Annotated in this window: 24 protein-coding genes; 7 read left to right on the forward strand and 17 right to left on the reverse strand. The window is 28.5% G+C overall.

Going from position 1 to position 24,832, the window contains the following annotated elements:
• The first annotated feature begins 154 nt into the window (after positions 1-154).
• The gene (locus CRV02_RS01510) at positions 155-697 is read left to right on the forward strand and encodes an HPP family protein (RefSeq protein ID WP_129088860.1); all 543 of its coding nucleotides are present in this window, start codon (positions 155-157) and stop codon (positions 695-697) included.
• Here CRV02_RS01510 and CRV02_RS01515 read toward each other — a convergent pair.
• Positions 694-1,128 (reverse strand): hypothetical protein, encoded by a 435-nt coding sequence (locus CRV02_RS01515; RefSeq protein ID WP_129088861.1) that lies wholly within the window; start codon positions 1,126-1,128, stop codon positions 694-696. The two genes, CRV02_RS01510 and CRV02_RS01515, sit on opposite strands and share 4 nt — an antisense overlap.
• 66 nt (positions 1,129-1,194) lie before the next feature.
• Between CRV02_RS01515 and CRV02_RS01520 the strand changes: the two genes are divergently transcribed.
• Positions 1,195-2,001 carry a DUF4197 domain-containing protein gene (locus tag CRV02_RS01520; protein WP_129088862.1) on the forward strand — a complete coding sequence of 269 codons (807 nt, stop codon included), beginning with the start codon at positions 1,195-1,197 and terminating at the stop codon, positions 1,999-2,001.
• Positions 2,002-2,023: 22 nt separating this feature from the next.
• Here CRV02_RS01520 and CRV02_RS01525 read toward each other — a convergent pair whose 3' ends face one another.
• Positions 2,024-2,638 (reverse strand): hypothetical protein, encoded by a 615-nt coding sequence (locus tag CRV02_RS01525; RefSeq protein WP_129088863.1) that lies wholly within the window; start codon positions 2,636-2,638, stop codon positions 2,024-2,026.
• Complete coding sequence (locus tag CRV02_RS01530) at positions 2,625-3,188, reverse strand: hypothetical protein (RefSeq protein ID WP_129083850.1); 564 nt, start codon at positions 3,186-3,188, stop codon at positions 2,625-2,627. Before CRV02_RS01530 ends, CRV02_RS01525 begins: the two co-directional genes overlap by 14 nt.
• A 116-nt stretch (positions 3,189-3,304) precedes the next feature.
• On the opposite strand from CRV02_RS01530, the gene CRV02_RS01535 reads away from it, so the two are divergent.
• Positions 3,305-4,153 carry a YitT family protein gene (locus tag CRV02_RS01535; protein ID WP_129088864.1) on the forward strand — a complete coding sequence of 283 codons (849 nt, stop codon included), beginning with the start codon at positions 3,305-3,307 and terminating at the stop codon, positions 4,151-4,153.
• Here CRV02_RS01535 and CRV02_RS01540 read toward each other — a convergent pair.
• The 7 genes from CRV02_RS01540 to CRV02_RS01570 form a co-directional block, all read right to left on the reverse strand.
• Positions 4,150-4,980, reverse strand: coding sequence for a tetratricopeptide repeat protein (locus CRV02_RS01540; protein ID WP_129088865.1), 831 nt, complete (start codon positions 4,978-4,980; stop codon positions 4,150-4,152). The genes CRV02_RS01535 and CRV02_RS01540 overlap by 4 nt on opposite strands.
• A 10-nt stretch (positions 4,981-4,990) precedes the next feature.
• Complete coding sequence (locus CRV02_RS01545; RefSeq protein WP_129088866.1) at positions 4,991-5,473, reverse strand: GNAT family N-acetyltransferase; 483 nt, start codon at positions 5,471-5,473, stop codon at positions 4,991-4,993.
• 83 nt (positions 5,474-5,556) lie between these two features.
• A complete protein-coding gene (locus CRV02_RS01550; RefSeq protein ID WP_129088867.1) occupies positions 5,557-7,356 on the reverse strand; it encodes a TRAP transporter fused permease subunit in 1,800 nt (599 codons plus the stop codon).
• Positions 7,357-7,367: 11 nt separating this feature from the next.
• The gene (locus tag CRV02_RS01555; protein WP_129088868.1) at positions 7,368-8,318 is read right to left on the reverse strand and encodes a TAXI family TRAP transporter solute-binding subunit; all 951 of its coding nucleotides are present in this window, start codon (positions 8,316-8,318) and stop codon (positions 7,368-7,370) included.
• 173 nt (positions 8,319-8,491) lie between these two features.
• The gene (locus CRV02_RS01560) at positions 8,492-9,310 is read right to left on the reverse strand and encodes a LysR family transcriptional regulator (RefSeq protein WP_129088869.1); all 819 of its coding nucleotides are present in this window, start codon (positions 9,308-9,310) and stop codon (positions 8,492-8,494) included.
• A 9-nt stretch (positions 9,311-9,319) separates the two neighbouring features.
• Positions 9,320-10,063, reverse strand: a complete 744-nt coding sequence (locus tag CRV02_RS01565; RefSeq protein WP_129088870.1) for a sulfite exporter TauE/SafE family protein — start codon at positions 10,061-10,063, stop codon at positions 9,320-9,322.
• 99 nt (positions 10,064-10,162) lie between these two features.
• On the reverse strand, positions 10,163-10,783 hold the full coding sequence (locus CRV02_RS01570) for an ATP-binding protein (RefSeq protein ID WP_129088871.1): 621 nt from the start codon (positions 10,781-10,783) through the stop codon (positions 10,163-10,165).
• Positions 10,784-11,001: 218 nt separating this feature from the next.
• Between CRV02_RS01570 and CRV02_RS01575 the strand changes: the two genes are divergently transcribed.
• Positions 11,002-11,313 carry a DUF6172 family protein gene (locus tag CRV02_RS01575; RefSeq protein WP_129088872.1) on the forward strand — a complete coding sequence of 104 codons (312 nt, stop codon included), beginning with the start codon at positions 11,002-11,004 and terminating at the stop codon, positions 11,311-11,313.
• Positions 11,314-11,739: 426 nt separating this feature from the next.
• On the opposite strand, the gene CRV02_RS01580 is transcribed toward CRV02_RS01575, so the two are convergent.
• From CRV02_RS01580 to CRV02_RS01600, 5 genes are all read right to left on the reverse strand, one after another.
• Positions 11,740-12,396 carry an outer membrane protein gene (locus CRV02_RS01580; protein WP_129088873.1) on the reverse strand — a complete coding sequence of 219 codons (657 nt, stop codon included), beginning with the start codon at positions 12,394-12,396 and terminating at the stop codon, positions 11,740-11,742.
• Positions 12,397-12,639: 243 nt separating this feature from the next.
• Entirely contained in the window at positions 12,640-14,553 is a 1,914-nt protein-coding gene (gene htpG, locus CRV02_RS01585; protein WP_129088874.1) for a molecular chaperone HtpG, read from the reverse strand.
• A gap of 122 nt (positions 14,554-14,675) precedes the next feature.
• The gene (locus CRV02_RS01590; RefSeq protein ID WP_129088875.1) at positions 14,676-16,448 is read right to left on the reverse strand and encodes a diguanylate cyclase; all 1,773 of its coding nucleotides are present in this window, start codon (positions 16,446-16,448) and stop codon (positions 14,676-14,678) included.
• Positions 16,445-17,593 carry a FecR domain-containing protein gene (locus tag CRV02_RS01595; RefSeq protein WP_129088876.1) on the reverse strand — a complete coding sequence of 383 codons (1,149 nt, stop codon included), beginning with the start codon at positions 17,591-17,593 and terminating at the stop codon, positions 16,445-16,447. Before CRV02_RS01595 ends, CRV02_RS01590 begins: the two co-directional genes overlap by 4 nt.
• Positions 17,594-17,671: 78 nt before the next feature.
• A complete protein-coding gene (locus tag CRV02_RS01600; RefSeq protein WP_164968946.1) occupies positions 17,672-20,734 on the reverse strand; it encodes a filamentous hemagglutinin N-terminal domain-containing protein in 3,063 nt (1,020 codons plus the stop codon).
• A gap of 169 nt (positions 20,735-20,903) precedes the next feature.
• On the opposite strand from CRV02_RS01600, the gene CRV02_RS01605 reads away from it, so the two are divergent.
• The 3 genes from CRV02_RS01605 (at position 20,904) to CRV02_RS01615 (ending at position 23,747) form a co-directional block, all read left to right on the forward strand.
• Positions 20,904-21,305 (forward strand): DoxX family protein, encoded by a 402-nt coding sequence (locus CRV02_RS01605; protein ID WP_129088878.1) that lies wholly within the window; start codon positions 20,904-20,906, stop codon positions 21,303-21,305.
• Positions 21,306-21,340: 35 nt separating this feature from the next.
• Entirely contained in the window at positions 21,341-23,218 is a 1,878-nt protein-coding gene (gene ciaB, locus CRV02_RS01610; RefSeq protein WP_129088879.1) for an invasion protein CiaB, read from the forward strand.
• Between the two features lie 91 nt (positions 23,219-23,309).
• Positions 23,310-23,747, forward strand: coding sequence for a globin (locus tag CRV02_RS01615; RefSeq protein WP_129088880.1), 438 nt, complete (start codon positions 23,310-23,312; stop codon positions 23,745-23,747).
• A gap of 4 nt (positions 23,748-23,751) precedes the next feature.
• Here CRV02_RS01615 and CRV02_RS01620 read toward each other — a convergent pair whose 3' ends face one another.
• Positions 23,752-24,519, reverse strand: coding sequence for a GGDEF domain-containing protein (locus tag CRV02_RS01620; RefSeq protein ID WP_129088881.1), 768 nt, complete (start codon positions 24,517-24,519; stop codon positions 23,752-23,754).
• Positions 24,520-24,595: 76 nt separating this feature from the next.
• On the reverse strand, positions 24,596-24,805 hold the full coding sequence (locus CRV02_RS01625) for a hypothetical protein (protein WP_129088882.1): 210 nt from the start codon (positions 24,803-24,805) through the stop codon (positions 24,596-24,598).
• Between the last annotated feature and the right edge of the window lie 27 nt (positions 24,806-24,832).

The following is a 24,832-nucleotide window of genomic DNA, read 5'->3' on the forward strand; positions in this document are numbered from 1 at the left end:
AAAAAAATAATTATATTAAAAAAAAATGTGGAAATTCTGAGTTTTCCCCTTTTTTTCACATTTCTTGATTTTATGATAGTTCTTATTGATTCAAGTCATAGAATAAGCTAATCATTATAGTTATACTTCATTTTTTTGAAGGTAACTATGATTTATGAAAAAGTTTTTTAAAAGATTTAAAAAAATAAATACAGAAAAAATAGAGTTTGAAAATCTTATTTGGTCTTGGATAGGTTCATTTATAGGAATTATTGCTATTGCATTTATTCACTTTAGCTTTTTAAATGATACTGACCTCTCTTTAGTTATTGGTTCATTTGGAGCAAGTGCTGTTTTAATCTATGGTGCAATTCACTCTCCTTTAGCTCAACCAAGAAACCTTGTAGGTGGACATATTTTAAGTGCAATTATTGGAGTTACTAGTTTTAAACTTTTAGGTGATTACTTATGGTTGTGTTCAGCCCTAGCAGTGGCTAGTTCTATTTTAGTGATGCAAGTAACATTAACTTTACATCCTCCAGGAGGAGCAACTGCTTTGATTGCAGTTATAGGAAGTGAGCAGATTCACAACCTAGGTTTTTTATATGTTTTAATTCCTGTTGCAACAGGTGCTTTTATAATGCTTTTTATTGCATTGATTATAAATAATATCCCTAAAAAAAGATATTATCCAAACTCAAGGAATAAAAATACCTAGTATTGATACATATGATATTTTTTATTCTCTTTTGCTTTTTGTTTCTCTAATTTTTCATAAGCAAGAATTGCTTCTTGTCTTAAGCTTTCATCAACTTGTTTTGTTTGAAGCTCTTTTAAAATAACTTCTAAAACTAAGATATAAACGATTGAGTTAAGTTTTTTAGACTCTTCATTTCTCATTTGAAAATCTAAATCAATAGCATAAATTGCTTCTTGGAAAGTGAAAAAAAGTCTTTGTGAAATATCTTCTAATCTTAAGGTATAACCTAAAATAAGTAAAAAGTTTTCTCTAAACTCTTCATCTAGTTTTTCATCTTTAATTTTTTGTGCAAAATCAAAGATTGTATTTGCATACTCTTTTTCTAAAGTATTTGATTCTACAACTTTTGTTTTAAAGCTATAGAAAAATTGCGAAATCTCTTCTATCATTTTATCCCACTAATTTTAATTTGTAGCATTTTAGCATATAATATTAAAAACTATAGGAAGAAACAAATGAACAAAAAAATAATTCTTTCATCTTTAGTACTATGCAGTACTTTATCTTTTGCTTTTGATTTAAATAGCTTCACAAAAGAGATTGTAAATGACATAACTAAAACAGAAACAAAACAAGACCAAACAGTTGCAAGTTCTTTATCTCAAGATACTGTATCAAAGGGTTTAAAAGAAGCCTTAAAAGTTGGTGTAAACTATGCTACAAAAACTTTAGGAGCACAAAATGGTTATTTAAATAATGCCGATGTTAAAATCCCACTACCTGAAAATCTTCAAAAAGCAGAAACACTTATAAGAAGTGCAGGAGGAGATAAAATTGCAGATGACTTAATCAAGTCTATGAACAATGCAGCAACAAATGCAGCACCTGAAACGGCAAAGATTTTTATAGATGCAATTGAAAAAATGAACCTAGAAGATGCTAAGAAAATTTTAGCAGGAGATGAACACTCAGCAACAAACTATTTTAAAGAAAATACAAATGAAGCATTAAAAAAGTTAATCAAACCAATAGTAAATAAAACTATGCAAGAAAATAGTGTTTCAAAATACTACGATACTTTTAATACTTATTATAAACAGTATGGGAAAGAGTATGTAGAAAATAGCTCTGTAATGAACTTAGCTAAAAACTTTGGAGTAGATGAGTATATTCCAAGTTCTAGTGATGAAAGTTTAGATGATTATGTTACTAATAAAGCTATTAATGGTTTATTTAAAATGATTTCTGAAAAAGAGGCTTCTATTAGAGAAAACCCTGTTGAGCAAACAACTTCAATACTTAAAAAAGTATTTGGAAACTAAAACTTATAAGCTCTTTTAGAGCTTATAGGTCTAATCTTTCATATCTAAAATAGTTTTCAAAGATATTCTTTCTAACTAAACTTTTATTGTAATTTCCTGCAAATCTTTTTTTATCAAGATATTTTGAAATATATTCTGGTTTTAGTTCTTTTAAAAGCTTTGTGTAAAACCTTCCTTCATAATCCACTAAAAACATATTTGTATTTGAATAATAAGAGTAAATAACACTTAGATAGCTCTTATTATTTATTTTGTATGTTTTAAAAGTATAGTTATTTATATCGATACTCTCAACAATTTCTATAGAATTTAACTTCAATTCATAATTTAAACTTGTTTCAAAAAAACCACTTGCTAAACCTGTCCAAAAACAATTACTGTCTAAATCAATATACTCAAAAAATAGTTTTCCATAGCTACTGTTTTTTTCTTCTATTGTATAGGAATTCATAACGCAAGGTGTTGATAAATAGTGTCTTTGTTTTGGATTATCAAACTTTAACGTTGATACAAGATTATTATTAGAATAAAAAGATAACTCTTTAGTCTTTGAAGTATAGTTATTCAAACTTGTAGTACTACAAGCTACAAAAAACAAAGCTATAAAACAAAGAATTATTACTTTAATGACTTGCATTAAAAAAGCCTTGAATACAATTCTCTTTTACAAGAGAGATATTAAAGTTCACATGTCCTTTTTCTTTTTCATCAAAACTATATGTATACTCTTTCTCAAACTCTGACAATAGCTTTTTATATAAGTTTCCTTTCATATCAACAATAAAAACATCAGTATTTGCAGCCCAAATATAAATTATGTGCAATACAAAAGCATCATCTACTTTTTTTACCTTAAAAGTATAGTTTGAAATATCCTTTGACTCTAAAGTTTCAAACTCTTTTATTTGAAGTTTCTGTTTAAAAAAATCTTCATACATACTTAGAGCTTGTCCGTTCCAAGTTGTATTTGTATCAGTTTTTACATACTCTAAAAATATTTCGTCGTTATTTATTGTATAGGCATCAACTACAAAAGGGTCATGTCTAGTCTTCATATCATAAACATCTAAGTCATGGTAAACATACTCTTCTGAGTCCGTTTTAAAGGCTATTTGATTGTTTTCAAACTTATAAATCGGCATTGAGGCATTAGCGATTGCACTAATTATTTTCTGAAAGATTCCCATATATAAAACCTAATTATTTTTTTATTACTACTTTATCATAAATACCCCGCTTTTTCAAGACATTATGTAATATTTTAATTAATTTGATATAATCCAAAAAAACTAGAAAGGAACATATGCCAACTATTTTTAGTAAAAAAGAACTTCTAAATACTTTTTACCTAATATTGGGTACTCTTTTTATTTCATTATCTGTTGTACTGTTTTTTACACCACATAACTTTACAACTGGTGGAACACCTGGTGCTGCTATTTTATTACACAAACTAACTGGATTTTCTATTGGTACTATGGTTATTGCTATAAATATTCCTTTGCTTATTTGGGGAATGAAATACTTTGGAAAGATGTTTGCAATAAGAACCATTATAACCGTTGCACTTATCTCTATTTTTATAGACTTTTTTTCTTACTCTTTAAACTTTGATTTACTTATTTCAAATATTTTAGTTGCTGCTATTTTTGGTGGAGCTGTTATTGGATTTGGGGTTGGGTTTATTATAAAAGGACATTCAAGTGCTGGTGGTTCAACTATTGTTGCAAAGATTATTGCATCAAATTCTCATATAAAACCTGCACAAGTTATATTAGTGATTGATGTACTTATTGTTGTTTCATCTATTTATGTATTTAAAGACTTTGAAAAAGCTGTATTAAGTATCATGAGTATCTATGTTACAGCAAAAGCAATTGATATTGTTTTAACAGGTACTTTAACAACAAAGGTTATTCATATTACAACTTCTAAACCTCAAGAATTAGGGGAACAAATCACTCAAAAACTAAAGCATGAAGGTACTCTTATTCAAGGTGATGCTTTAAATAAGAAAGATGATAAAACTCTTATTTTTATGGTAATTGACGTTAAAAGATTAGGACAATTAAGACAAATCATTGAAGAAACAGACAAAGATGCTTTCATGATTGTTATGGAAGCATCTGAGATGTTAGGAAGAGGTCACTAAAAACAGTTTTTGTTAAAAGTGTCCTTATCTTTTAAAACTTCAGCAGAAGAAACAATGTTCATGATAAATTCATCATGGACATTTCCAAACTTTTGGATTAATTCATCACAAACTTTTTTCATCTCTTTTTCATTTTGAAGTTCTGCTAAAACAGTTGCTTTGTTATGATATGCAATGGCAACTTGTTTTTCAAAAATTGAAAACTCATTTATAACTTTATCTAAAGACTCAATAGCCTTTTCATACTCATAAAGTTCTTTATTCTTATTTGCTTTATTTACTAAAGACTTAGCAACAAACTCTAAAAAATGTTTCTCTTTACTAGTTTGAAATGATTCAATAACATCATCATAAGCTTTTATAGACTCTTCTATTTGTTCGTTGTTTCCTAAGATATAAGCTATGTTATATTTTGCTTGAACAATATCTTCTAAAACCTTTTCATCTAAACAGTTTTCAAAGTTTTGTACAAACTCTTTATACACAGATAAAGACTCTTTCTCATCTTTTAACTCTTGAATACAAATAGCTTTATTCATATAAGCTTTAGCAAATATGATTTCACTATTTTGTGAGATATTGGAGATAAACCTTGAAAGAAGTTCATTATAAACCTCCAACTCTTTTTCATACTCTTTTTTATGTGCATAGATTAAAGCTTTGTTATAAAAAGTGTAAGGCAAATACTCAATTATAGACTCATCTTTTGTATCTAGATATTTTTCTAAAATATTGTCATAAGAAATAAGTGCTTCATCATATTTTGCCTCTTTTGTTAAAGATGAAGCTTCACCCATTAAAGTATAAAAACTATCTATATTTTCCATTAAATACCTTTTAACTATTTATGAAATTTGCTATTGCATCACCTTCTAATCTATAACCAATCCACTCATCTTGTGACTTAGCACCAATGCTTTCATAAAACTCTCTTGAAGGAGTATTCCAATCTAAACAAGACCACTCTACTCTTCCACAACCTTCATCGTACGCTTTTTTAACAAGATGTTTTAAGATAGCTTTTCCAGCACCACTTCCTCTTTTATCTTTGCTAACATATAAATCTTCTAAATAAATACCATTTTTACCAAGCCAAGTTGAGTAGTTGTAAAAATATACTGCAAAACCAATTGCAACTCCATCTTCTTCACAAATAAAAGCATTAACAGTTGAGTTTTCAGCAAAAATAGATTTTTTTATTTGCTCAACATCAGTTTTTACTTCATGTTCAGCATTTTCATAAATTGCAAGTTCTGTAATAAAGTTTAAAATAGTTGCAGAATCATCAATAACTGCATCTCTAATTATAATATTTGACATAAATTTCCTTCATATTTTTAATGAAGGAAATATAACATTATATGCTTAATTTATTATAAATAAGCTACTAAAAAAGTAGCTTATTATTGAAATGGAATAAATATAATTATAAGAGCAAAAATTGCGAATAAAACTCTTAATAGAGGTTTTTGTTTATCATTTACTAAAGCATTTGAAATAAGCCATAAACCAAGGGCTATTTTTACAAATGACATTAAAGCAAATGAGAAGTGAGTATCTGGTTTGATTAAATATGGATTTACAATAAATGCCATAGGAATAATATATAAACCAATCCCTAGTTTCATAGCTTTTCCTGCAACTTTTAGCCAGTTTGTTTGTGCTATTCCAGAAGCAATAAATACTGTTCCACAAACAGGTGGTGTAATAGTTGATAAAAGAGCAAACCAGAAAATAAATAAGTGAGCTTGAATAGCACTTAATCCATAATCTTGAAGTATTGGTCCAGCAATTGAAACACATATAATATATGCTGCTGTTGTAGGAACTTCCATTCCTAAGATTAAACAAGCAAGTGCAGTTAGTAATAGTGCTGCAAATAGTTCACCATTTGATAAAAACAAAATTGCAGATGTAATCTTAACTCCAACTCCTGTTACGTTTAAAACTCCAATGATAATACCTGCACAAATGATAACAGAAGCAATTGTAGCAATTTGTCTTGAAGCAGTAATACAACCATCTAAAAATTTGATGATAAAATCTTTAAATGATACTTTCCACTCTCTATTTACAAGCAATAAAAATACTGAAGCAAAGATTGCTAAAGCAGCTGAAAACTGTGGAGTTTTTCCAATAACTAAAAGTGCATATAAAAGTATCCCAAAAGGAATCACAAAAAATGGACTAAGTCTTAAAACTATATTTAGTTTTGGAATATCTTCATCGCTCATTGCTATTAAGTTATATTTTTTTGCAAAAACATCTATTCCAATCCATACAGTTAAGAAAAATAAAATAGCAGGAAATATTGCAGCTGCCATAATTGAAGAGTATTGAACTCCTAATAACTCAGCCATAATAAAAGCCCCTGCTCCCATAAGTGGAGGCATAATTTGTCCACCAGTACTAGCAACTGCTTCTGTAGCACCTGCTAGGCTTGAAGGGTATTTTAATTTTTTCATAGTTGGAATTGTAAAGGCTCCTGTTGAAGCAACATTTGCAGATGCAGAACCAGAAATAGAACCAAAAAATGCAGATGCTAAAACAGATACTTTAGCTGCTCCACCTCTTAGTCTTCCTGCTATTTTTGTTGATAAGGACATAAAAGCATTTCCACCCTCACCTACTCCAACAAAAGCTCCTAAGATAACAAATACTGCAACAACATTTACAGAAACCCCTGTAAGACTTCCATAAATACCACCTTCTGCAATAACAAGTGTTCCTAAGAAACTATCCATAGGTATTTCTTGATGACCAAAATCACCAGGAATAAGATGACCAAAAAATCCATAGGCTAAAGCAATTGCAGCAGTTAAAGGAAGTGCTAATTTTACTGCACGTCTTGCCATTTCTAAAACAGCTAAGATTAAACTTATTGCAACAAAGTATTGTAAATTGCCTTCTAGTGAACCATATTGTTCTTCTAAATAAGAGTAGTTAGTAACTATATAATAAGAAGAAAACATAGCACAAACTAATAAGATATATCCTATATATTTAGTAAACTTTGATATGTTTTCATCAGTTGTAAGCAGAAAAACCCAAGGTAATACTAATGCCAAGTGAATAGGTCTACTTACTAAATTTGGCATTAGACCTGTAAAAATTAAATAGATATGAAATCCAACGGTAAATAAAGCTAAAGCAGCTACTATCACGTACTTTGGTGATAGTAACTTTTTATTTGTTTCTTGCATATACTAAACTCTTATTTAATACTCTCAGGAATAGTTGCATTTACTTCGTTGTAGTACTTTAATGCACCTTTATGAAGTTTAGTTTTAAACATATCTAGGTTGTTAAAAGTAATAGCTTTCCACCAGATATTTTGTTTTTCTAATGCAGGTTTTGATTCCCAAAATGCTTTTGTAAGTTTGTATGCTGTCTCTTCACTCATATTTGTAGTTGTATAAACTCCAACAGGTAAAGTTGTTGTTGCAATCTCTTCTTCAACACCAGAATAAGTTCCCGATGGAATAATAAGTTTATCTCTTTTTGTAAGAGCAATTTGCTCATCACTCATAGAAAGAAGTTTGATTTTTGTACTTGCTGCTGCTTCAATAACATTTGGAGCTGGATACGAACCTGATGTTGCAAATCCATCGATTTGACCATTTTTAAGTGCTGATACTGCACCTGAAAGTTCTGCACCTACAAGTTTAACATCATCTTTTAGACCAAATAATTCTATATATTTTTTAGCTTCTCTTGCACCATAACTTCCTTTACCAATAAGTAAAGACTTACCTTTTAAATCTTCAAAGCTGTTAATTCCTGAATCAGCTTTTACAACCATGTGCATTGTAAGGTATGGAATAGGAAATAGTGATCTTACTTTTTCATAATCAGCAGGATTGTCTCTTTTGAACATTGCTTTTTGTGACTTAGCTAGTTTAAGTAAAACAGGAGGTGTTGTAAACACATAGTTACCAGTTCTTTTTCTTGCTTCTTTTACGTTTTGAACAGAACCTTGACTCTCTTCAATTGTGATACTTAACTCTTTGTTAGTAAGTCTAGTTGCATTTTCTCCAACTTGTACTGCCATTTGGTAGTATGAAGATGAAGATTTCGCTGCTTTTAGTGTCAATCTTTCAGCTGCATTTGCAGATACTGCTACTGCGAAAATAGTAGCTATTGATAGTATTTTAGATAATTTCATGTTTCTCCCTGTCATAAAATGTGAAAAATTATAACAAGAGTTTTTTAAACTAGCTTGGAATTTGCTATTTTTACTAGGTAAAAGTTACATTTTGTCAATAAAATTGTATATTTATTATCTAAAAATTATTTTGACTGATTTTGTACTGTTTATCAAATAATTTTAAAGTTATTTTATAAACTTCTATTTCTTAGGTATTCATGGATAATAGGAAGATAATCTTTTCTACAAATCAAATGTGCATCAAGATGGTTTTCTATATCTGTAGTTTTCACTTTATTTGTATAACCAAACTTTTCTATAATCTTTGGAGATAATAAGCCAACTCCAAAACCTGCTTTTATACAACCAAGTATCAACTCAAAGTTTTCTAGCTCTACTGTTTTGTAGTTTTCATCTCTTGTATTTTTAATATAACTTTCTAAAGTAGCACAGTTTGCACAAGACTTTTTAAATACAAAACAAGTCTTTTGAGGCTCTTTATCTTTTGGTTCTACTAAAACCATTTTCTCTTCAAAGACATTTAAAACCTCTATGTCTTTATGATATGGGTTTCCATTTACAAAGGCTACATCAAGTTTATAATCCAATAGTTTATCTATCAAGTTTAAACTACTATCTACGGTAAACTCTAAATTCATTTCTTTAAAGTCACTATTTAGTTTTTCTAAAAATGGCATCAAGCTACTTGTTGTAAATGTTTGCGTTGCCCCTATTTTAAGTACTTCTTGGTAGTCTATATTTCTCATATGAACTTGAGCTTCTTCAACTTTTTTTATGATATCGATGGCATAGGGGAAAAGCTTTTCTCCCTCATTTGTAAGAATAACTCCTCTGTTTGTTCTATGAAAAAGTGAGTAGCCTATATTTTTTTCTAGCTGTTTAATTCGTAAAGTTACGTTTGATTGAGTAAACTCCAACTCTTTAGCTGCTTGTGAAATAGAGTTTGTATTTGCAACTGTTATAAAAACTTTTAATAAATTTGAGTCCATTTTTAACCTTTAAAATTCAACTGTTTGAAAAACTAATACCCATGCAATAATAAACAATAAGACTTTTAATATCTTTGCATAAAATTTTGCATCTATTTTTTTCTTTATTTTTATTCCAAAATAAAGACCAATAGCAACTATAAACATACTTGCAAATGATATTTGTACTGCTTGGGAACTAAACTCTCCAAAATAAACAAAAGTAGCAACCTGCCCTACTTTTGTAAAAAGAAAACATAAATTTGATAGTTGAATTGTATCTTTTTTTGAGTATTTTAACTCCAAAGTATACATAATAGTAAGTGGAGCAACTACATTTGTAAGTCCTGATACAACTCCTCCTACAAGTCCCAATCCATAAGTTGAAGACTTAGGATAATCTGCTATAAAGCTAGCTCTTAGTTTAACTAGTGATTGGAAAAGATAAAAGAATATTATAAATGCAAGAATAAGTTTAAAATACTCAGAGTTGTAATAAACCAAGATATATGTTCCAACTACACTTCCTATAACCATAAGTAAAATGATAAGCCAAAACTTCCGTAAAGCTTCAAAAAACTTGCCCTCGCTTAGTATGCTTACAAGATTTACTATCATTGTTGGGATTATTATGTATGTAATTGTTGTTTGAATATCTGTAAAAAGTGCAACTACTGGAGTTGAAATAAGACCAAAACCAAAACCTATACTTCCATGTATAAAAGAAGAGATAAGAATAACTAGGGTAAAAACGATTATGAAATCTGTTTCCATATGACTACCTTTAATATTACATATAACTATGAGTAATACCAAATAGTATTACTAAGTATTATATCTGAGTTTTATAAAGGTAGCCTAAAATATAATTTGTTAGTTGATTTTTTCTACTTTCTCTTGAAAGTTCTCATCATAGTAACTTAAGAATAAATCAAAATCTACAAACTCTTTTATATCATTTAAATATGTGATTAGATTTTCTTTGTTTGTAAACTCTTTTGCAAACTCATCTTTTAACTTGATATAAATAACAGTTCCAGAATAATCTTCATTTATACAAGGTGCTATATCAAAACTATTTAGGTCTGAGATAAACTTGTGTGCTGTGTCTTCTTTGTGTTTTTTTGAGATGATACTTATTTTTTGTGCTAAGGCAAAAATAAAATATAAACCAAGCTCTTTTTCTATTAAAGAGTTATCTAAAAGTACCTTTTCTACTTTTTTATATGAGCTTTCAGTTACAAAAGAGTTTAGCTCCTCTTTGCTCATACCGATACCATTATCAACAATAGTTATAGAACTATCACTTGGTTCAAAATATACTTCCATCATAGCTTCAAAGTCTACTTCTTTGTCTTCACAGTTTTGTTTTGTATGTAAAGCTTTGTTTGCATTTAAAAGTAACTCTTTTAAAAATAGCTCTTTTTTAAATGTACTGTTTTTTAATATAGATAGATAATTTTCTATTTGTTCAATATTTGTATATGTGTTCATTTTATTCTCCAAATTTAAAAATGTAATATTAGCTTAAGTTATTTGTTAAATAATTATTTATATAAGGTAAAATTATTTGAAAGAATATTTTAAATCTATTATGTCATAATTGTATTCACATAAAAAACTTACAAAATTTTGAATATATATTCAAAAATACTCCGATACACTAAAACTTTAGATACAATTGCAAAAATATAAAAAATCAAAGGTAAGACTTGAAAAAGACTTTTAAATTAAAGCAAGAAAACAAACACCCTGATAGAGTTGTAGATTCTATTAAATATGAAGTAAGAAAATATATCAAAAGAGAAAAAAGAAAAACTCTTCCAGAAGATAAAGATTTTTGGTTTTTCAATTGTAAATTTGCAATAGGTGATGATGAGCCTAAAGTGATTGATTTTATTGATATCACAAAATCTATTGATGAAGCAGCTAAATCTGAAGCTGAAACTTTTTACTTAGAAATACTTGCAAGAGCAGAAAAAAGACCTGAGAAAGAAGAAGAGGAAACTGAAGAAGTTGAATAAGAAGATGAGGATACTTTAGAAAACTAATCTAAGATTAGTTTTCCTCTACACTTTTATTGTGATTAGCTTTCTCTAAAAGAGTAAGAATTTCATAATAAATAAGTTCATCTTTTTTATCTTTCACTAATTCAAAATACAAATCTAAAGCTTTTGAATCATATTTTATTATTATTTTTCTATGTGTGTGGTTAAAATAAAAGTTAGTAACTATTATTTTCTTAATACATCTATCTCCATAAAAGTTTCGTTTGCATATTTTACACAATCTATGGAAGCATTTATATAGTTATAAAGGGTGTAATTAGAGTAATCAATTGGTTGATAATCATTATATATAACAACTAAATCAAAAAAAAGTCAATAAGAGAATTAATATAAAAATATCTTCACACATAAAACAGCTTGGTTTTATGTGCGAAAACTGAGTTAGAATTTATACTTAAAAGATAAAGTGAAGGCTCTTTCAGTTAAATCTTCATATTCTGTTTTATCTTGGACTGTAAATGATACCTGATCATACTTTATGTATCTAAAATCTATTTGAAGTGAAAGATTATTCTCTAAAAAATGCTCAATACCAAGACCATATAAGTTTCCATCTACACTATCATTTAATTCTTTGAGTAATGTTATACCATTAGTGTCATACATTTTTCTTCTAATATCTGCTTTTGCTTTACCAAGAGAAATATAAAATAAATTTTCTTCATTTAATAAATAGCCTAATCGTAATTTCAAAGAAGTAACTTTATTAATTTCTGATGTGTAGTGCCAAGGGTTTGCACCTCCTGCTTGAGTATCTCTTTTTTCATCTGAATTAACTTTATAACCATCGAATTCTAATCCAATTAAGAAATTATCAAAATATTGGTCATATCCAAGTAACCCACCATAAATCAAATCAGTTTCCTCAATGCTTTGGCTATAACCATTATCTATACCTGTAGCAGTAAAAGTCTCTTTTCCATAATCTTTTGTTTTAGATGTACCTATCAAACCACCTATGTAGAAGCCAGAATCTTTTGCATAAAGGGATGTTGCTAAACTCAAACCTAACACAAACAAGATAATTTTATTTTTCATGTAATTTCCTTAATATTTTCATAATTATAATATAAATAATTTTATATATAAATTATTACATTATTAAAAAACAAAAATATACTAGTAGTGAAGTAAACTGTGATATAAAAAAGAAAAGCTTATATAGAATAATGTTTGGTTTAAATTCTAGAAGAAGAGGTTCTAGTTTGAAGAAGCTTACACAAAGTAAGTGACTGAGAGATAGGTTCTCTTCGACGACGAAGACGAACCTAAATCATTATTTTATAGTGCTTTTGCAGTGATTCTAGAAAGTCTCTGTGCAAAAGAAACGGCATCAGTAATTTCCATACCTTCAGACAGTTTTGCTTGGTCTAACAGTACCCATGATACATCATCAATCATTTTATCATCAGCACAACCATTTAACTTCTTAACAATCTCATGGTCAGGGTTGATTTCTAAGATTGGAGCAGTTTCTGGCATCTCTTGTCCCATAGCTTTCATCATTTGAGCCATTTGTGCCATTTGAGCATCACCTGCATCTTTTACTACACAAGAAGGTGACTCTGAAAGTCTGTTTGTAACTTTTACATCTGCTACAGCTTCACCTAAAATATCTTTGATTTTTTTCGTGATATCTTCAAACTTCTCTTCAACTTCTTTTTTCTCTTCTTCTGTTTGCTCTACTTTTGGAGCTTCACAAGAAGTGATATCTTTAAATTCCCACTCTTTATATGCACCAAACATTGGAGTTACGATTTCATCGATTTCTTTGTCATCTAAGATAAGAACTTCAATATCATTTTTCTTGTATGCTTCAAGAAGTGGTGAGTTTCTAAGAACCTTCTCATTTTCACCTACGATATAGAAGATAGCTTTTTGTTCTGAATCTGCATTTTCTTTATATTTTTCTAAAGAAGTCATTGTATCTTTTTCAGTTTTAGTTGACTTAAATCTAATAAGCTCTAATAACTTATCTTTGTTTGTAAAGTCTTGGTATGCACCCTCTTTAAGAGCTCTATTGTATTGCTCAATAAACTCTTTGTACTTCTCTTCATCTTTAGAAAGTTTTTTGATTTCTGATAAGATTTTCTTTACAGAAGCTTGTTTGATATTTGCTAAGATTCTATTTTCTTGTAAGATTTCTCTTGAAACGTTTAATGGTAAATCTTCAGAATCAATAATACCTCTAACAAATCTTAAGTAAGTTGGTAATAACTCTTTATCATCATCAGTAATAAATACTCTTTTTACATAAAGTTTTACACCTGGCTGATAATCAGCTCTGTACATATCCATTGGTGCAGTTTTAGGGATATAGAAAAGTGTAGTATATTCGTTTACACCTTCAGCTTTTGTGTGAATAGTTGCTAATGGATCTTGTGAATCATGAGAGATTGATTTATAGAAATCATTATACTCTTCTTCTTTGATTTTTGCTTTTGGTTGAGTCCATAAAGCTGTTGCTTTATTGATTTGCTCGTGTCTTTTTTCAGTTGTTTTTTTAGCTTCTTTTCCAGCTTTTTTATCTTCTTCTGAAAGCTCTTCTTCTACTTCTTCACTATAGTTTAAGAAGATTGGATAAGCGATATGGTCAGAATATTTTCCAACGATATTTTCAATTCTTGGTTTAGATGCAAACTCTTCTGCTTCTTCATCTTTTAGTTTGATGTAAATTACTGTACCTGATGACTCTTTAGTTACAGGGATAATTTCAAACTCACCAGAACCATTTGAAGACCATTTGTATGCTTGTTCTTCACCTGCTTTTTTAGAGATAACATCTACATTATCAGCTACCATAAATACAGAATAAAAACCAACACCAAACTGTCCAATTAAGTTTGAGTCTTTTTTTGCATCACCTGTTAAAGCTTCAACAAAAGATTTTGTTCCTGATTTTGCGATTGTACCAATAGAAGCGATTAAATCTTCTTGGTTCATACCAACACCATTATCAACGATTGTTAAAGACTTATCTGCTTCATCAAAAGCAATATTAATCTCACCTGACCAATCTGCTGGTAACTTTGACTTGATTTCGTCATCTGTTAATTTTAAATAGTTTAATTTATCAATAGCATCACTTGCATTTGATACAAGCTCTCTAATAAAAATCTCTTTGTTTGAGTATAAAGAGTGAGTCATTAAATGTAATAACTGACCTACTTCAGTCTGAAATTGATGTTTTGCCATACTAATTTCTCCTATAGTTTTTAATTTTTTATAGAAGAATTTTATCACAACTTTATAAAAGGAAGCTAAAGTTTTAATAAAAATTAGCACTTTTTATTTCTAAGTGCTAAATTATTTAATATTTATGAAATACAAACTCTATTTCTACCACTCTGTTTTGCTTGGTATAAGCCAATATCAGCTTTTTTTACATATAAATCTATTGTCTCATTTAGGTCTTCTATATGTGTTACTCCAATACTAATTGTAACAGTTAGTTGTCCTTGAGGAGTTTGGATTTGCATCTGCTCACATAGTTCTCTAACTCTATTTAAGACAATGATTGATTCATCTATTGTTGTATTTCGTAAAAGTATCACAAACTCTTCCCCACCCCATCTAGCAGGAACATCAATATCTCTTAAATGCTCTTTTAAAAGTTTTCCAAACTTTTGTAAAACTATATCTCCGATATCGTGACCATAAGTGTCATTTACACTTTTAAAATGGTCTAAATCCATAACTGCTAAGCATGCTGATTGAGAAGAGTTTGTTTTAGCAATGATTTCTTTATATTTTCTATACTGTTCATCAAAACCACGTCTATTTAATAAAGTAGTTAAAGTATCACAATTTGCTTCATTATAAAGTTTTTTAGTCTCTTCAATTAGCTTTTGATTATATTTAGATAAAGATAGTTGATAGTTTATCACTGTAAACATGATTGAAAAAATAATTACAAGTAAAGAAAAGAATAGATTTGTTTCTAGGTAAAAGTACTTTAAAGAAATAAGTCCATATAAAAAAACTGCAACTATAGTTAATGATGTAACTATAAATACCTTTTTATTGTAAATCTCTTTTCTACTACTTAAATAAAAAGAGAATAAAACAGCAATCAATAATAATATAGAGTTTAATACTTTATTATCAGTTTTTACTATTAGATTGTTTTTTAGTGATTCATATGCAATTGCAAGTAAATAAGAACCTGACATTGCTCCTCTTGGAGTACTTATTCTATCAGATAAAAATGCGGAACTACCTATAAAAACTGTTTTGTCTTTTAGAAAATCTTTATTTGAAATTGATTTTTTATTTAATGCTACCTTAGTAATTTTATAAAAAGGAATAGAGATAATAGAGTTTGCATTTTTAGGGTAAAACAATTTAACTCTGTTTTCTCTATCAACATTCCATGTTTTATCATTAACTGTAAGTTCATTTGTATTTGAATTATAATTTAGTTTTGGTATATCTATATTTGGTGATTTAACCCTAAGAAGTAAAGAAGGAAGAATATTAGAATCAACACTATACAATAAAGGAATAGATCTAATTAAACCATCTCTATCTTCTGAAACAGCAGTTATTCCAAGCTTGTAGATTGTATTAGTACTAAATACACTTTCATGAGGAAGAAGAAGACTACTATATCTTAGTGCAGGAATATTAGAGTCTTTGCTCCAAGCCATTTGTTCTAATTTATTTTTTTCATCTACACTAATAGGAATATCTTCATATAAAGCACTTGTTACAAAGAAAATATTGTTATATTTATTAACTGTACTTTTAAAAATATTATCACCGACTCTTGGGTCTACGAACTTAATATCAAAAACTATATTTTTTACACCCATTGATTGTAAAAACTCAATTATCAATGCGTACTTATCTCTTGTATAAGGCCAATGCCCAAAATCTTTTTGTAAGATTTTCAATGAGCTGTCATTTACATCAACAACTACACTATCAGTAAAATACTTTTCTTCTGATGATATGTACTGAACTGTATCATTAAAATAGTTTTTTAAACCATCATATAATGCAGTGTAAGTAAAAACATATGTAATAGCTAAAGATAGAAGTACTATCCAAAGCTGATGTTTCCAATATATACTATCTGATTTTCTCATCTTTTTTCTACTTTAAAAGGGTACATTTGGCTATAAGGTCCTCTTATCCCTGCGTCATCAATACTAGACATTCTTATAAAATAGTTTCCTTTTTGTAAAGGTAATGACATACTATCTAATGAGGATTTTAAATTAGTTACTCTAATTAATACATTTTCAAAACTTCTTGTTCTTGATATTTCTAAGATATATTTATTAGCTTCTTGTGATTTTTCCCAGTTAAATAGAGTCAATCTTGTTTGCTCATTAATTTTTGCACTTTTTATTTTAGGAGGAAGAGGATTAGATTTTACCTCAAAATCTTCTTCAATTTTAAACCCTTCTAATCCATACTTATCAACAGCTTGTATGCTTATTTTATATTTTCCATCTTTTAAATCATCTATACTTAGCTCTGTACCATTTACATATTTATCATGAATCAAACTCTTGTATTTTGTGGCAGCATAGATTTGAACATGATATTTAACTGCATTTTCAAGCTCTTTCCATGATATGTACTTTTTATAATACTTGATACTTAATTCATTTAAATCAACTGTTGGTTTATTTAGAAGTTTAATTGGTGAGTCTAATTTAATCTTATCATTTACAACTACACCATATCCAGTATTTAAAGTTAAAGATTTATTTCCATCTGAAGCTACAATTTTCCCTTCTGTTACAAAAGCTCTTGACTCATCACCTTCAACTATTACATTAAATATAGTTCCTCTAACTGCAAGTTGTAGTGTTGGAGTTATAACTTTATATTCTGAACCAAAAGTGTCTTGGTTGGTTACAGTAGATTCAACCTTCCCTTTTAAAAGCAGTAGATTTGTAATTGATTGTTTAGAAGCTTCATCATACTTTAACTTCTTCATCTCAACTAATGATTTTTCTGAAATAATTGCTATTGAGTTATCAACAAATTTTATTGTTGCAGAAGAGTTATCTTTTGTTTCAAGAAATTCTCCTGTTTTTATTTTATACCCTGTTTCAATCTTTTTTAGTAGTTCTCCATTTTCATCAACTAAATTAACTTCCCCTACTTTAGAAACAATTTGAGCAAATATATCTTTTGAATATTGAAGTTTATAATATACAAAACCAATAATACATAATATTAAAATTCCTGAAAAAATTAGATAATTTTTTCTATTCATATTTTAATCTCCATTTTTAAATTTACTTTTTATATATTGATATAATAATGTTTTTTCGCAAAGCTTTTTATTTAAATGTTATTTTTCTAATTTTATATTTAAATTTAAAACTCTAACTGTTTCGTCTTTACCTATTGCTTTTATACTAATTTTTGTTTCTTTCACATCTTTAGGTAAAACTCCAATTATCTTCCCTGTTTTAGTATCTAGTTTTAAATATTTTGGTAAAGGTTTACCATTTGTTAAAGTTGCACTGTATTTAGACTTAGCTTTTTTATCTGTAATTGCAATTTCAATTCTATTGCCTTTTAAAGATATTTTCTTTATTGCTAAGCCCATTGTGGCTAATACATCTTTTGTACTACTTGAAAAGATTAATCTTCCTGTATCTTTAACTTGTACTTCAATCTCAGATTTACTGAAAACTATTTTTCCATTTTCATCAACAAGAATTTCAATTTGAGCTTCATCTAACTCATAACTATTTTGAGTAGGTTCATTTTCACTCAAATTTTTTGAAGAACTCTTTGAACTTCTATTTTCTTTAGTTTTATTTTCAGTTGAATTCTCACTTAAAGTATTTGATTCACTACTTTGTTCAGTTTGACTTGAATTTGAAGTTTGTGTTGAATCTTTTTTAGTTTGAATATTTACTTTATTTTCAATTGACTTGTTCGAAGTAACATCTTTCTTCGTCTCTGTTTTTTGTTCTGTAAGGTTTTTATTTGAACTATTTGAGTTTGAAACAAAGCTTTTTGAGTTAATCTTTTTTTCTATTATCTTTTCACCAAAAACTTCATTTAAACTAAGAGACTCTGTATCAATAGTATTTTCTTCAAAACTAGATGAATCAAATAACTTATCAGTTGAAGATATAGGCTTAGTGTTTATATTATCTGAAGTTGGTAAGTCATTAATTGTATAATAAGTATTTTCAGAAATTGTAGATGTAGTATCTGTATTTGTAGATTCTTCATTTGTCGGCTCATTTAAATCATAATATATATTTCCAGAAGCATTTAAATCTAAAATATTTGAACCATTTGAGATAGTCTCATTTACAAAAATATCCAAAGCAGAAATTATAACATCACCAGTGGCTGTTATCCCACTAACTGCACCAACGCTACCTATTGTAAGCTCATTTAAATCACTATAAGTTAAATTAGTCATACCTGTAGCTGCTAATGTTTCTATATCGTTATTAGCATTAGTTAAAGTTGTACTAAAACCATTTTGTAATAACAAGTTAGCAATTTTAATATATGAAGAAGAATCAGCAGAGATTTCATCATTATTTCCATCTATTATTAATGTTCCTGTTCCCGTACTTTCTATATAAGAACTATTATTTAAATAAAAAGAATCACTTGAAGTATTTCCTTGATTTGAATATCCATTTAGGAAGATAGTTCCATTATTAACTCTTAAAATAGCTGACCCATCAGTTAAAGCACCTGAAGTATCCCCAATAGCTACAGCATCAGAAGCACCTTTTGCTATACCTTCTATACTTATATTTCCATTATAGTTTGTTGTAACAGAACCTGAGATAGAAACTCCTCTAGCATGAGCATAATAACCTGATTGACTAGCCAAGCCTTTTATAAAAATATCTCCTCCAGAGCTATTTCCATCTGCAAAAATATTTCCATTTATAGCAACACCCCTTGCTATAGAATTTCCTTCCGCAGAAGAGAAACTACTACCAACAGCATAAGAATCTCCAACAGTTAATCCATTCCAAGTAGTAGAGCCTGCTCCACCACCCATCCAAATATGTCCACCATTTGAGGTAATACTTGAACCTTCAGGCAACCAAATACTTCCATTACTATTCCCATCACTATCAGACCATAAAACTACATTTAACTTACCACTTGTACTTGTAATACTACCAAATGATGTTGGGGTACTATAATCATCTGCAAATACTATATTTCTATGTGCTTTTAGTGTTAAGTTTGCATCAGCACCTGAAGATTTATTAATGCTTGTTGTCAAAAAAATATCACCAGCTTCAGAATTTGTACCAGATTCAGCTGTTTCAACAATAACACTAGTTCCATTATTTAATTGAGTTTCAATAGTTGAGGCACGTAATACTGTTGTGTCATCTAACGATGAATATATTGGCGCACCTGATGAATCAACATTTGCTTCAGCACTTGCATCAGATACAATTTTTATATTATTTGGATCAATAAGCCAAGTACCACCAATACCTGCATTAAGGGCAAGAGTATCTGAAAAATTAATTTTTTTACCAGAAGTTTCAATAAAACCACCTTCTGCATTTATAATTCCATCAACTAAAGCTTCTCCACCATGTGCAAAAATCTCTATATGCCCTGTTATATCATCAATACTATTTGCCTCAATAATACCAGTATTGTTTACAACTCCTTTTAATAACTCATCAACTGCATTTGTTGTTAGGAAAATTTCTCCACCATTAGCAATAATTGTTCCAGAGTTTGAAACCATTGAATCAAGTGCACCTTTATCTACTCTAAGATTTACTAATGAGTTTCCATTTAGATTAATTGAATAAGAATCAGCCCCAACTAAATGAACACTTCCTTTAATAGCTTTAATTGTTCCTTCATTTGAAACCTCATTTGAAGCTAATATAACAGAACCATTGTTTGCTATTTGTATTGTTCCTTGATTGATAATTGAATTTGCTGTTGCATTTTTAAAATTATAATTTCCTGCATTAAAATCTTTATCAGAAAGCTCTGCGGTTGTAGCTAATAATCCACTTGTATTAATACTTGCATTTTTACCAAATAAAACACCATTTGAATTTAATATCCAAACTTGTCCATTTGCATTTAATGCACCATTTATAATGGACTTTTCATTTCCTACAACTCTATTTAGAGTAATAGAACTAGAGTTTGGTTGATTAAAATTAACTGTTTCATTTTTTCCAATTGAAAAATCTTGCCAATTGATTGTTGCTTTGTTAGATGTTTGATTTATATTTGTTACAGTACCGTTTTGATTAATAGTTGCAGAACCAGAAGTAACAACTCCTCCACTTGGTGCAGCAAAAGTCAAAGTAGTTGAGCTAAGAAGTGAAGTAATGATTAAACTAATTTTACCACCTTTTAGAATCCTAAAACGTGAACCCATAAAAACCATATAACCCTTTCAAATAATGCCTACTTTTTATATAAATTGGATTATATCTTCAAAAACTTTAATCGTCTATTTATAAGTACTATTAATAAACTTTTCATATAAAATTTACAAACTCTAAATATTCTTTATTTATAATAGTAGAAATAAAAAAGGATTTCAAATGAAAAAACTATTCAGACTAAAAAACTTCTATTATTTTACTACAGGGATAATTGCTATATTTGTAGGCTTAGTTGGAGGAGTTATAGATATAATACAACCAGAAAGCTTAGTTCATACAGCTACACACTTAGGTTATAGTTTAGAGTTTTTTTACTTATTAGGAATTTTTAAAATCCTAGGAGCTATAGCTTTATTTTTCCCTTTTGAGAAAATAAAAGATTTAGCCTATGCAGGTTTTATGTTTGATTTTATCTTTGCTTCATATTCACACTATGTAGTTCAAGACCCTACTTCAAAAATCATACTTCCTCTAATATTTTTAGTAATACTTATTATTTCATATATCTTAAAAGAAGTAATTAAAAAGCAAAAGCTTATTCAACAACAAGCACAAAATTGATAGACTATGATTTACTATAAAATGAAGGAAAATTTTTGAATAATGACAAATTTTTAAATGATTTAGTAGAAGTTTACGAATATTTAGATTTACAAAAAAACAATACAAACAAACTAATAACTTACCTAGAAAATGAAGAGTATGAAAAGCTAACTATTATTGATGAGTTTGCAAAAACTTTAGATTTAGAACTTGATTCAAATCTTAGACTTGCACTTGTTACAAGACTTGTTAATTTAAGAGATGATTCTTTAGTTCAAGTTCTTAAAAAACTTGGAAAAAATGAAGAGGAAGTTATAAACTTACAAGAAAAAGCATACTGCTTTGTAAGAGATTTCTGGCATGAGAAACATAAAAATACAGTTGAATATATCAAACACAATAACTTATTAACTCCTTTTTATCAAGCTATTTTTGAGGGTGTTTATAAAGTTGGTCTTAAAATGTCTTCATGGCAAAGTTCTTGGACAGCACATATTATAAATGGTGTAAACAAAGAGCTTTTAAATATGTTTGATGGTGATGAAACAAAAGTTTTTGAATACCTTAAAAAACACAAACTATTTGATTTAGGACATAACAATATTGAAGCAGATAGATCATATTCAGCCTTAGTAAAACAAAAAGATGAATACAAATCAAAAGCATATATTGAAAGCTTCAAAGAACAAACAACAGCTGTAGTTGATGCCTTAGAAGATTTTGAAGAAGCACTTATTGAACTAGAAGATGAAATCTATAATCAAAAATGGGATTATATTTTATATATTCAAGCACTTATCAAAGCTTTCTCTGAAAATAAAACTCACTTACTGGTTGAAAGATGGGCAGATGTAGATAGAGCTTGGATGAAGATAAAATCTCCTGTTCAAATAGGACATCCGCTAGAGTATTATGAAGACCACTTTAGAAAAGCAGTTGCTTTAGAGTGGGATATTAGACTTACAAATCCACACTTTGCCCAAAATGACCACAGAGTAAATAAAATCAAATCAGCCTTTGCAAAAATCTTTGATAATGTAGAACAAACTAAAGAGTACAAAGCTATTTATGATTTCTCATTAAAATCTCTTGATAAAGTTCAATTATATGTTGGACGACCTGCACTATTTTTTGGAGCTGAATTCAATGGATTATTTTCTGCACAAGTTGTACCAAATGATGAAATAGTATCACGTGAAGAAGGTAAAAAGATATTTGCATTCTCTGATGAGATTTTACAAATAAGCCGTGCGAAACCATTTTTAAAATTAAGCCAAGAGATTTTTGGACAAGAGTTACTTACACTTGATAGAGAGTTCTTATTCAATGAAACTGATAAATGGCATCAAGTATATGACATAAGTACTATTGGACATGAATATGGACATATTTTATGGTGTGATGATGAAACAGAAACTCTTATGAATGAAACGGGAAACTTTAAAAACATAGAAGAGTTTAAAGCTACAACTGGTGGACTTATTTCATTCTTTTTAGATAGTGAAGATGATGAAAAAGAGTTAGAAGAGCAAGTTTTAATTGACCTTGTAAAAAGAGCAGTAGGACTTATAGGTTGGATGGAAGTAGATGAAGTACAACCATACTATTGTGAAGGTCTAATTCATTTAGATGGCTTATTTACAGTTGGTATCTTAGACTTTGAAGAGAACAAACTAAGTATTGATTTAAATGAGTCAAAAATTGAAGAGTTAAAACAATGGTATGCAAAAACATACACAGACTTAGCAAAACATTATTTAGATAAAAAAGATGCAACACTATTCTTAGAAAACTTTGCAAAAAAAGAGTCTAAATACTTTATGCCAAATGATTCAAAAATCAAAGCCTTTGTAGAGTTTTATTTCAATAGATACAAAGAAATAGGACAAGAACTAGATAAAGAAGATAAAAAATCTAATTATATTAAATAGGGTTGAAAGACCTTATTTAATTTAAAAACTTTCTAAAACTTATAAATAAAATGTTGTATATTTTTCCAAATTTTTAAATAGGAATATAATAATGCAATATAATGTAACTCCTGCACAAATAGGAACAAGACCTCAAGTAGCCTTACCAAATCCAAAAATCTTAGAAGCTTTAGGTGAAGAAGGCATGAGAAAAATGGTTTCTGACCACTATGATTTATTAAGACAAAGTAATATTAGAGGATTATTCCCTCCTACAGATGAAGGTTTTGAGATGGCTAAAAAGCACTCTGCTGATTTCTTCATTCAAATTTGTGGAGGTCCTAGATATTTTGATATGAGTAGAGGTGCTCCAAGAATGGTTGCAAGACATATGCCATTTGCTATTACTCAAGAAGCTAGAAGAATCTGGTTAGAATCTTATATTATGGTTTTAAATGGGCTTGATTTAGATGAAGAACTTAAACAATCTTTTTGGAACTATATTGACATCTTCTCAATTTGGATGATGAACACACACGACGAAGAGTAGTAACTTATACTACTCTGTTTCTTCCCGACTTTTTAGCTTGAGATAGAGCATGTCTTGCTTTTAATAACAACTCATCTTTTTGGTCTGGATGAAGAGGCATTAAAGTATTAACCCCTGCACTAATAGTTAAAACATTTGAAGCAATAGAGTTATCATGGGGAATATTTAAACTTCTAACTGACTCTAAACACTTATTTGCGATTAGTTTTGGCTCTTTTGTATTTGGAAGTAAAATATAAAACTCATCATTTTTAAATCTTGCAACTAAATCACTTGGTCTATTACTATGATTTACTAAAATATTTGCAATAAGTTTTAAACACTCATCACCTTCATTTCGTCCATAAATATCATTGAAAGCTTTGAACTCATCAATATTTATAACTATCAAAGATAGACATTGTTTGTCTCTTATTGCTCTTTTAACCTCTTCATTAAATCTTTCCATAAAATATTTTTTGTTTAAACATTGTGTTAAAGGGTCAATATGAGAGTGAATTTTTAATTTCTCATTTTCATTTATAATTTCATTTGTTCGTTCGATAATCTCTTTTTCAATATATTTATTTTTGTATATTTTAAAGAAAGTAAAGATAAGTGCTAATGTGATAAAAATAATAGCTAAAGAGACAATCTTTATTTTAAACATCTCTTTTGAAGCAAAGCCATCTGAGCTAAAAAACTCAATATAAGTAGTAATAGAAATATATGATAATAATACTATTGATAGTAAAGTAGAAAACTTACAAAAGTTAAACTTCTTAATATTCATGAATACCCTAAAAGATTTATTAAAATATTATACTCTAATTTATTTTAACAATCTATTCTAGGGTTTCACAAAAATTTTATTTTTTACTTACATCTATTCCAGGGGCTTCCTTAGTCCCAACATAATCATCAGGTACACTATTATATTTTAAGTAAGCAAAGAAAGCACCTACTAATAGACAAAATACAACTACTAGTCTTACTGTATTTCTTTTTTGTTTTGATTCTTTATTATTATAATCATCAATTTTATCTAAAGATAATTCATCATCCATATTACTTTTCATGACAACTCCTTTTTTTCTTAATATATA

The organism is Arcobacter sp. CECT 8989 (assembly GCF_004116715.1).
Classification (GTDB): domain Bacteria; phylum Campylobacterota; class Campylobacteria; order Campylobacterales; family Arcobacteraceae; genus Halarcobacter.

Coding starts and splice junctions, on each gene's coding strand:
- CRV02_RS01510 (WP_129088860.1), top strand. CDS start 155: ATGAAAAAGTTTTTTAAAAGATTTAAAAAAATAAATACAGAAAAAATA.
- CRV02_RS01520 (WP_129088862.1), top strand. CDS start 1,195: ATGAACAAAAAAATAATTCTTTCATCTTTAGTACTATGCAGTACTTTA.
- CRV02_RS01535 (WP_129088864.1), top strand. CDS start 3,305: ATGCCAACTATTTTTAGTAAAAAAGAACTTCTAAATACTTTTTACCTA.
- CRV02_RS01570 (WP_129088871.1), bottom strand. CDS start 10,783: ATGAACACATATACAAATATTGAACAAATAGAAAATTATCTATCTATA.
- CRV02_RS01530 (WP_129083850.1), bottom strand. CDS start 3,188: ATGGGAATCTTTCAGAAAATAATTAGTGCAATCGCTAATGCCTCAATG.
- CRV02_RS01620 (WP_129088881.1), bottom strand. CDS start 24,519: ATGAATATTAAGAAGTTTAACTTTTGTAAGTTTTCTACTTTACTATCA.
- CRV02_RS01545 (WP_129088866.1), bottom strand. CDS start 5,473: ATGTCAAATATTATAATTAGAGATGCAGTTATTGATGATTCTGCAACT.
- CRV02_RS01615 (WP_129088880.1), top strand. CDS start 23,310: ATGCAATATAATGTAACTCCTGCACAAATAGGAACAAGACCTCAAGTA.
- CRV02_RS01550 (WP_129088867.1), bottom strand. CDS start 7,356: ATGCAAGAAACAAATAAAAAGTTACTATCACCAAAGTACGTGATAGTA.
- CRV02_RS01565 (WP_129088870.1), bottom strand. CDS start 10,063: ATGGAAACAGATTTCATAATCGTTTTTACCCTAGTTATTCTTATCTCT.
- CRV02_RS01590 (WP_129088875.1), bottom strand. CDS start 16,448: ATGAGAAAATCAGATAGTATATATTGGAAACATCAGCTTTGGATAGTA.
- CRV02_RS01595 (WP_129088876.1), bottom strand. CDS start 17,593: ATGAATAGAAAAAATTATCTAATTTTTTCAGGAATTTTAATATTATGT.
- htpG (WP_129088874.1), bottom strand. CDS start 14,553: ATGGCAAAACATCAATTTCAGACTGAAGTAGGTCAGTTATTACATTTA.
- CRV02_RS01625 (WP_129088882.1), bottom strand. CDS start 24,805: ATGAAAAGTAATATGGATGATGAATTATCTTTAGATAAAATTGATGAT.
- CRV02_RS01540 (WP_129088865.1), bottom strand. CDS start 4,980: ATGGAAAATATAGATAGTTTTTATACTTTAATGGGTGAAGCTTCATCT.
- CRV02_RS01525 (WP_129088863.1), bottom strand. CDS start 2,638: ATGCAAGTCATTAAAGTAATAATTCTTTGTTTTATAGCTTTGTTTTTT.
- CRV02_RS01560 (WP_129088869.1), bottom strand. CDS start 9,310: ATGGACTCAAATTTATTAAAAGTTTTTATAACAGTTGCAAATACAAAC.
- CRV02_RS01600 (WP_164968946.1), bottom strand. CDS start 20,734: ATGGGTTCACGTTTTAGGATTCTAAAAGGTGGTAAAATTAGTTTAATC.
- CRV02_RS01555 (WP_129088868.1), bottom strand. CDS start 8,318: ATGAAATTATCTAAAATACTATCAATAGCTACTATTTTCGCAGTAGCA.
- CRV02_RS01605 (WP_129088878.1), top strand. CDS start 20,904: ATGAAAAAACTATTCAGACTAAAAAACTTCTATTATTTTACTACAGGG.
- CRV02_RS01515 (WP_129088861.1), bottom strand. CDS start 1,128: ATGATAGAAGAGATTTCGCAATTTTTCTATAGCTTTAAAACAAAAGTT.
- CRV02_RS01580 (WP_129088873.1), bottom strand. CDS start 12,396: ATGAAAAATAAAATTATCTTGTTTGTGTTAGGTTTGAGTTTAGCAACA.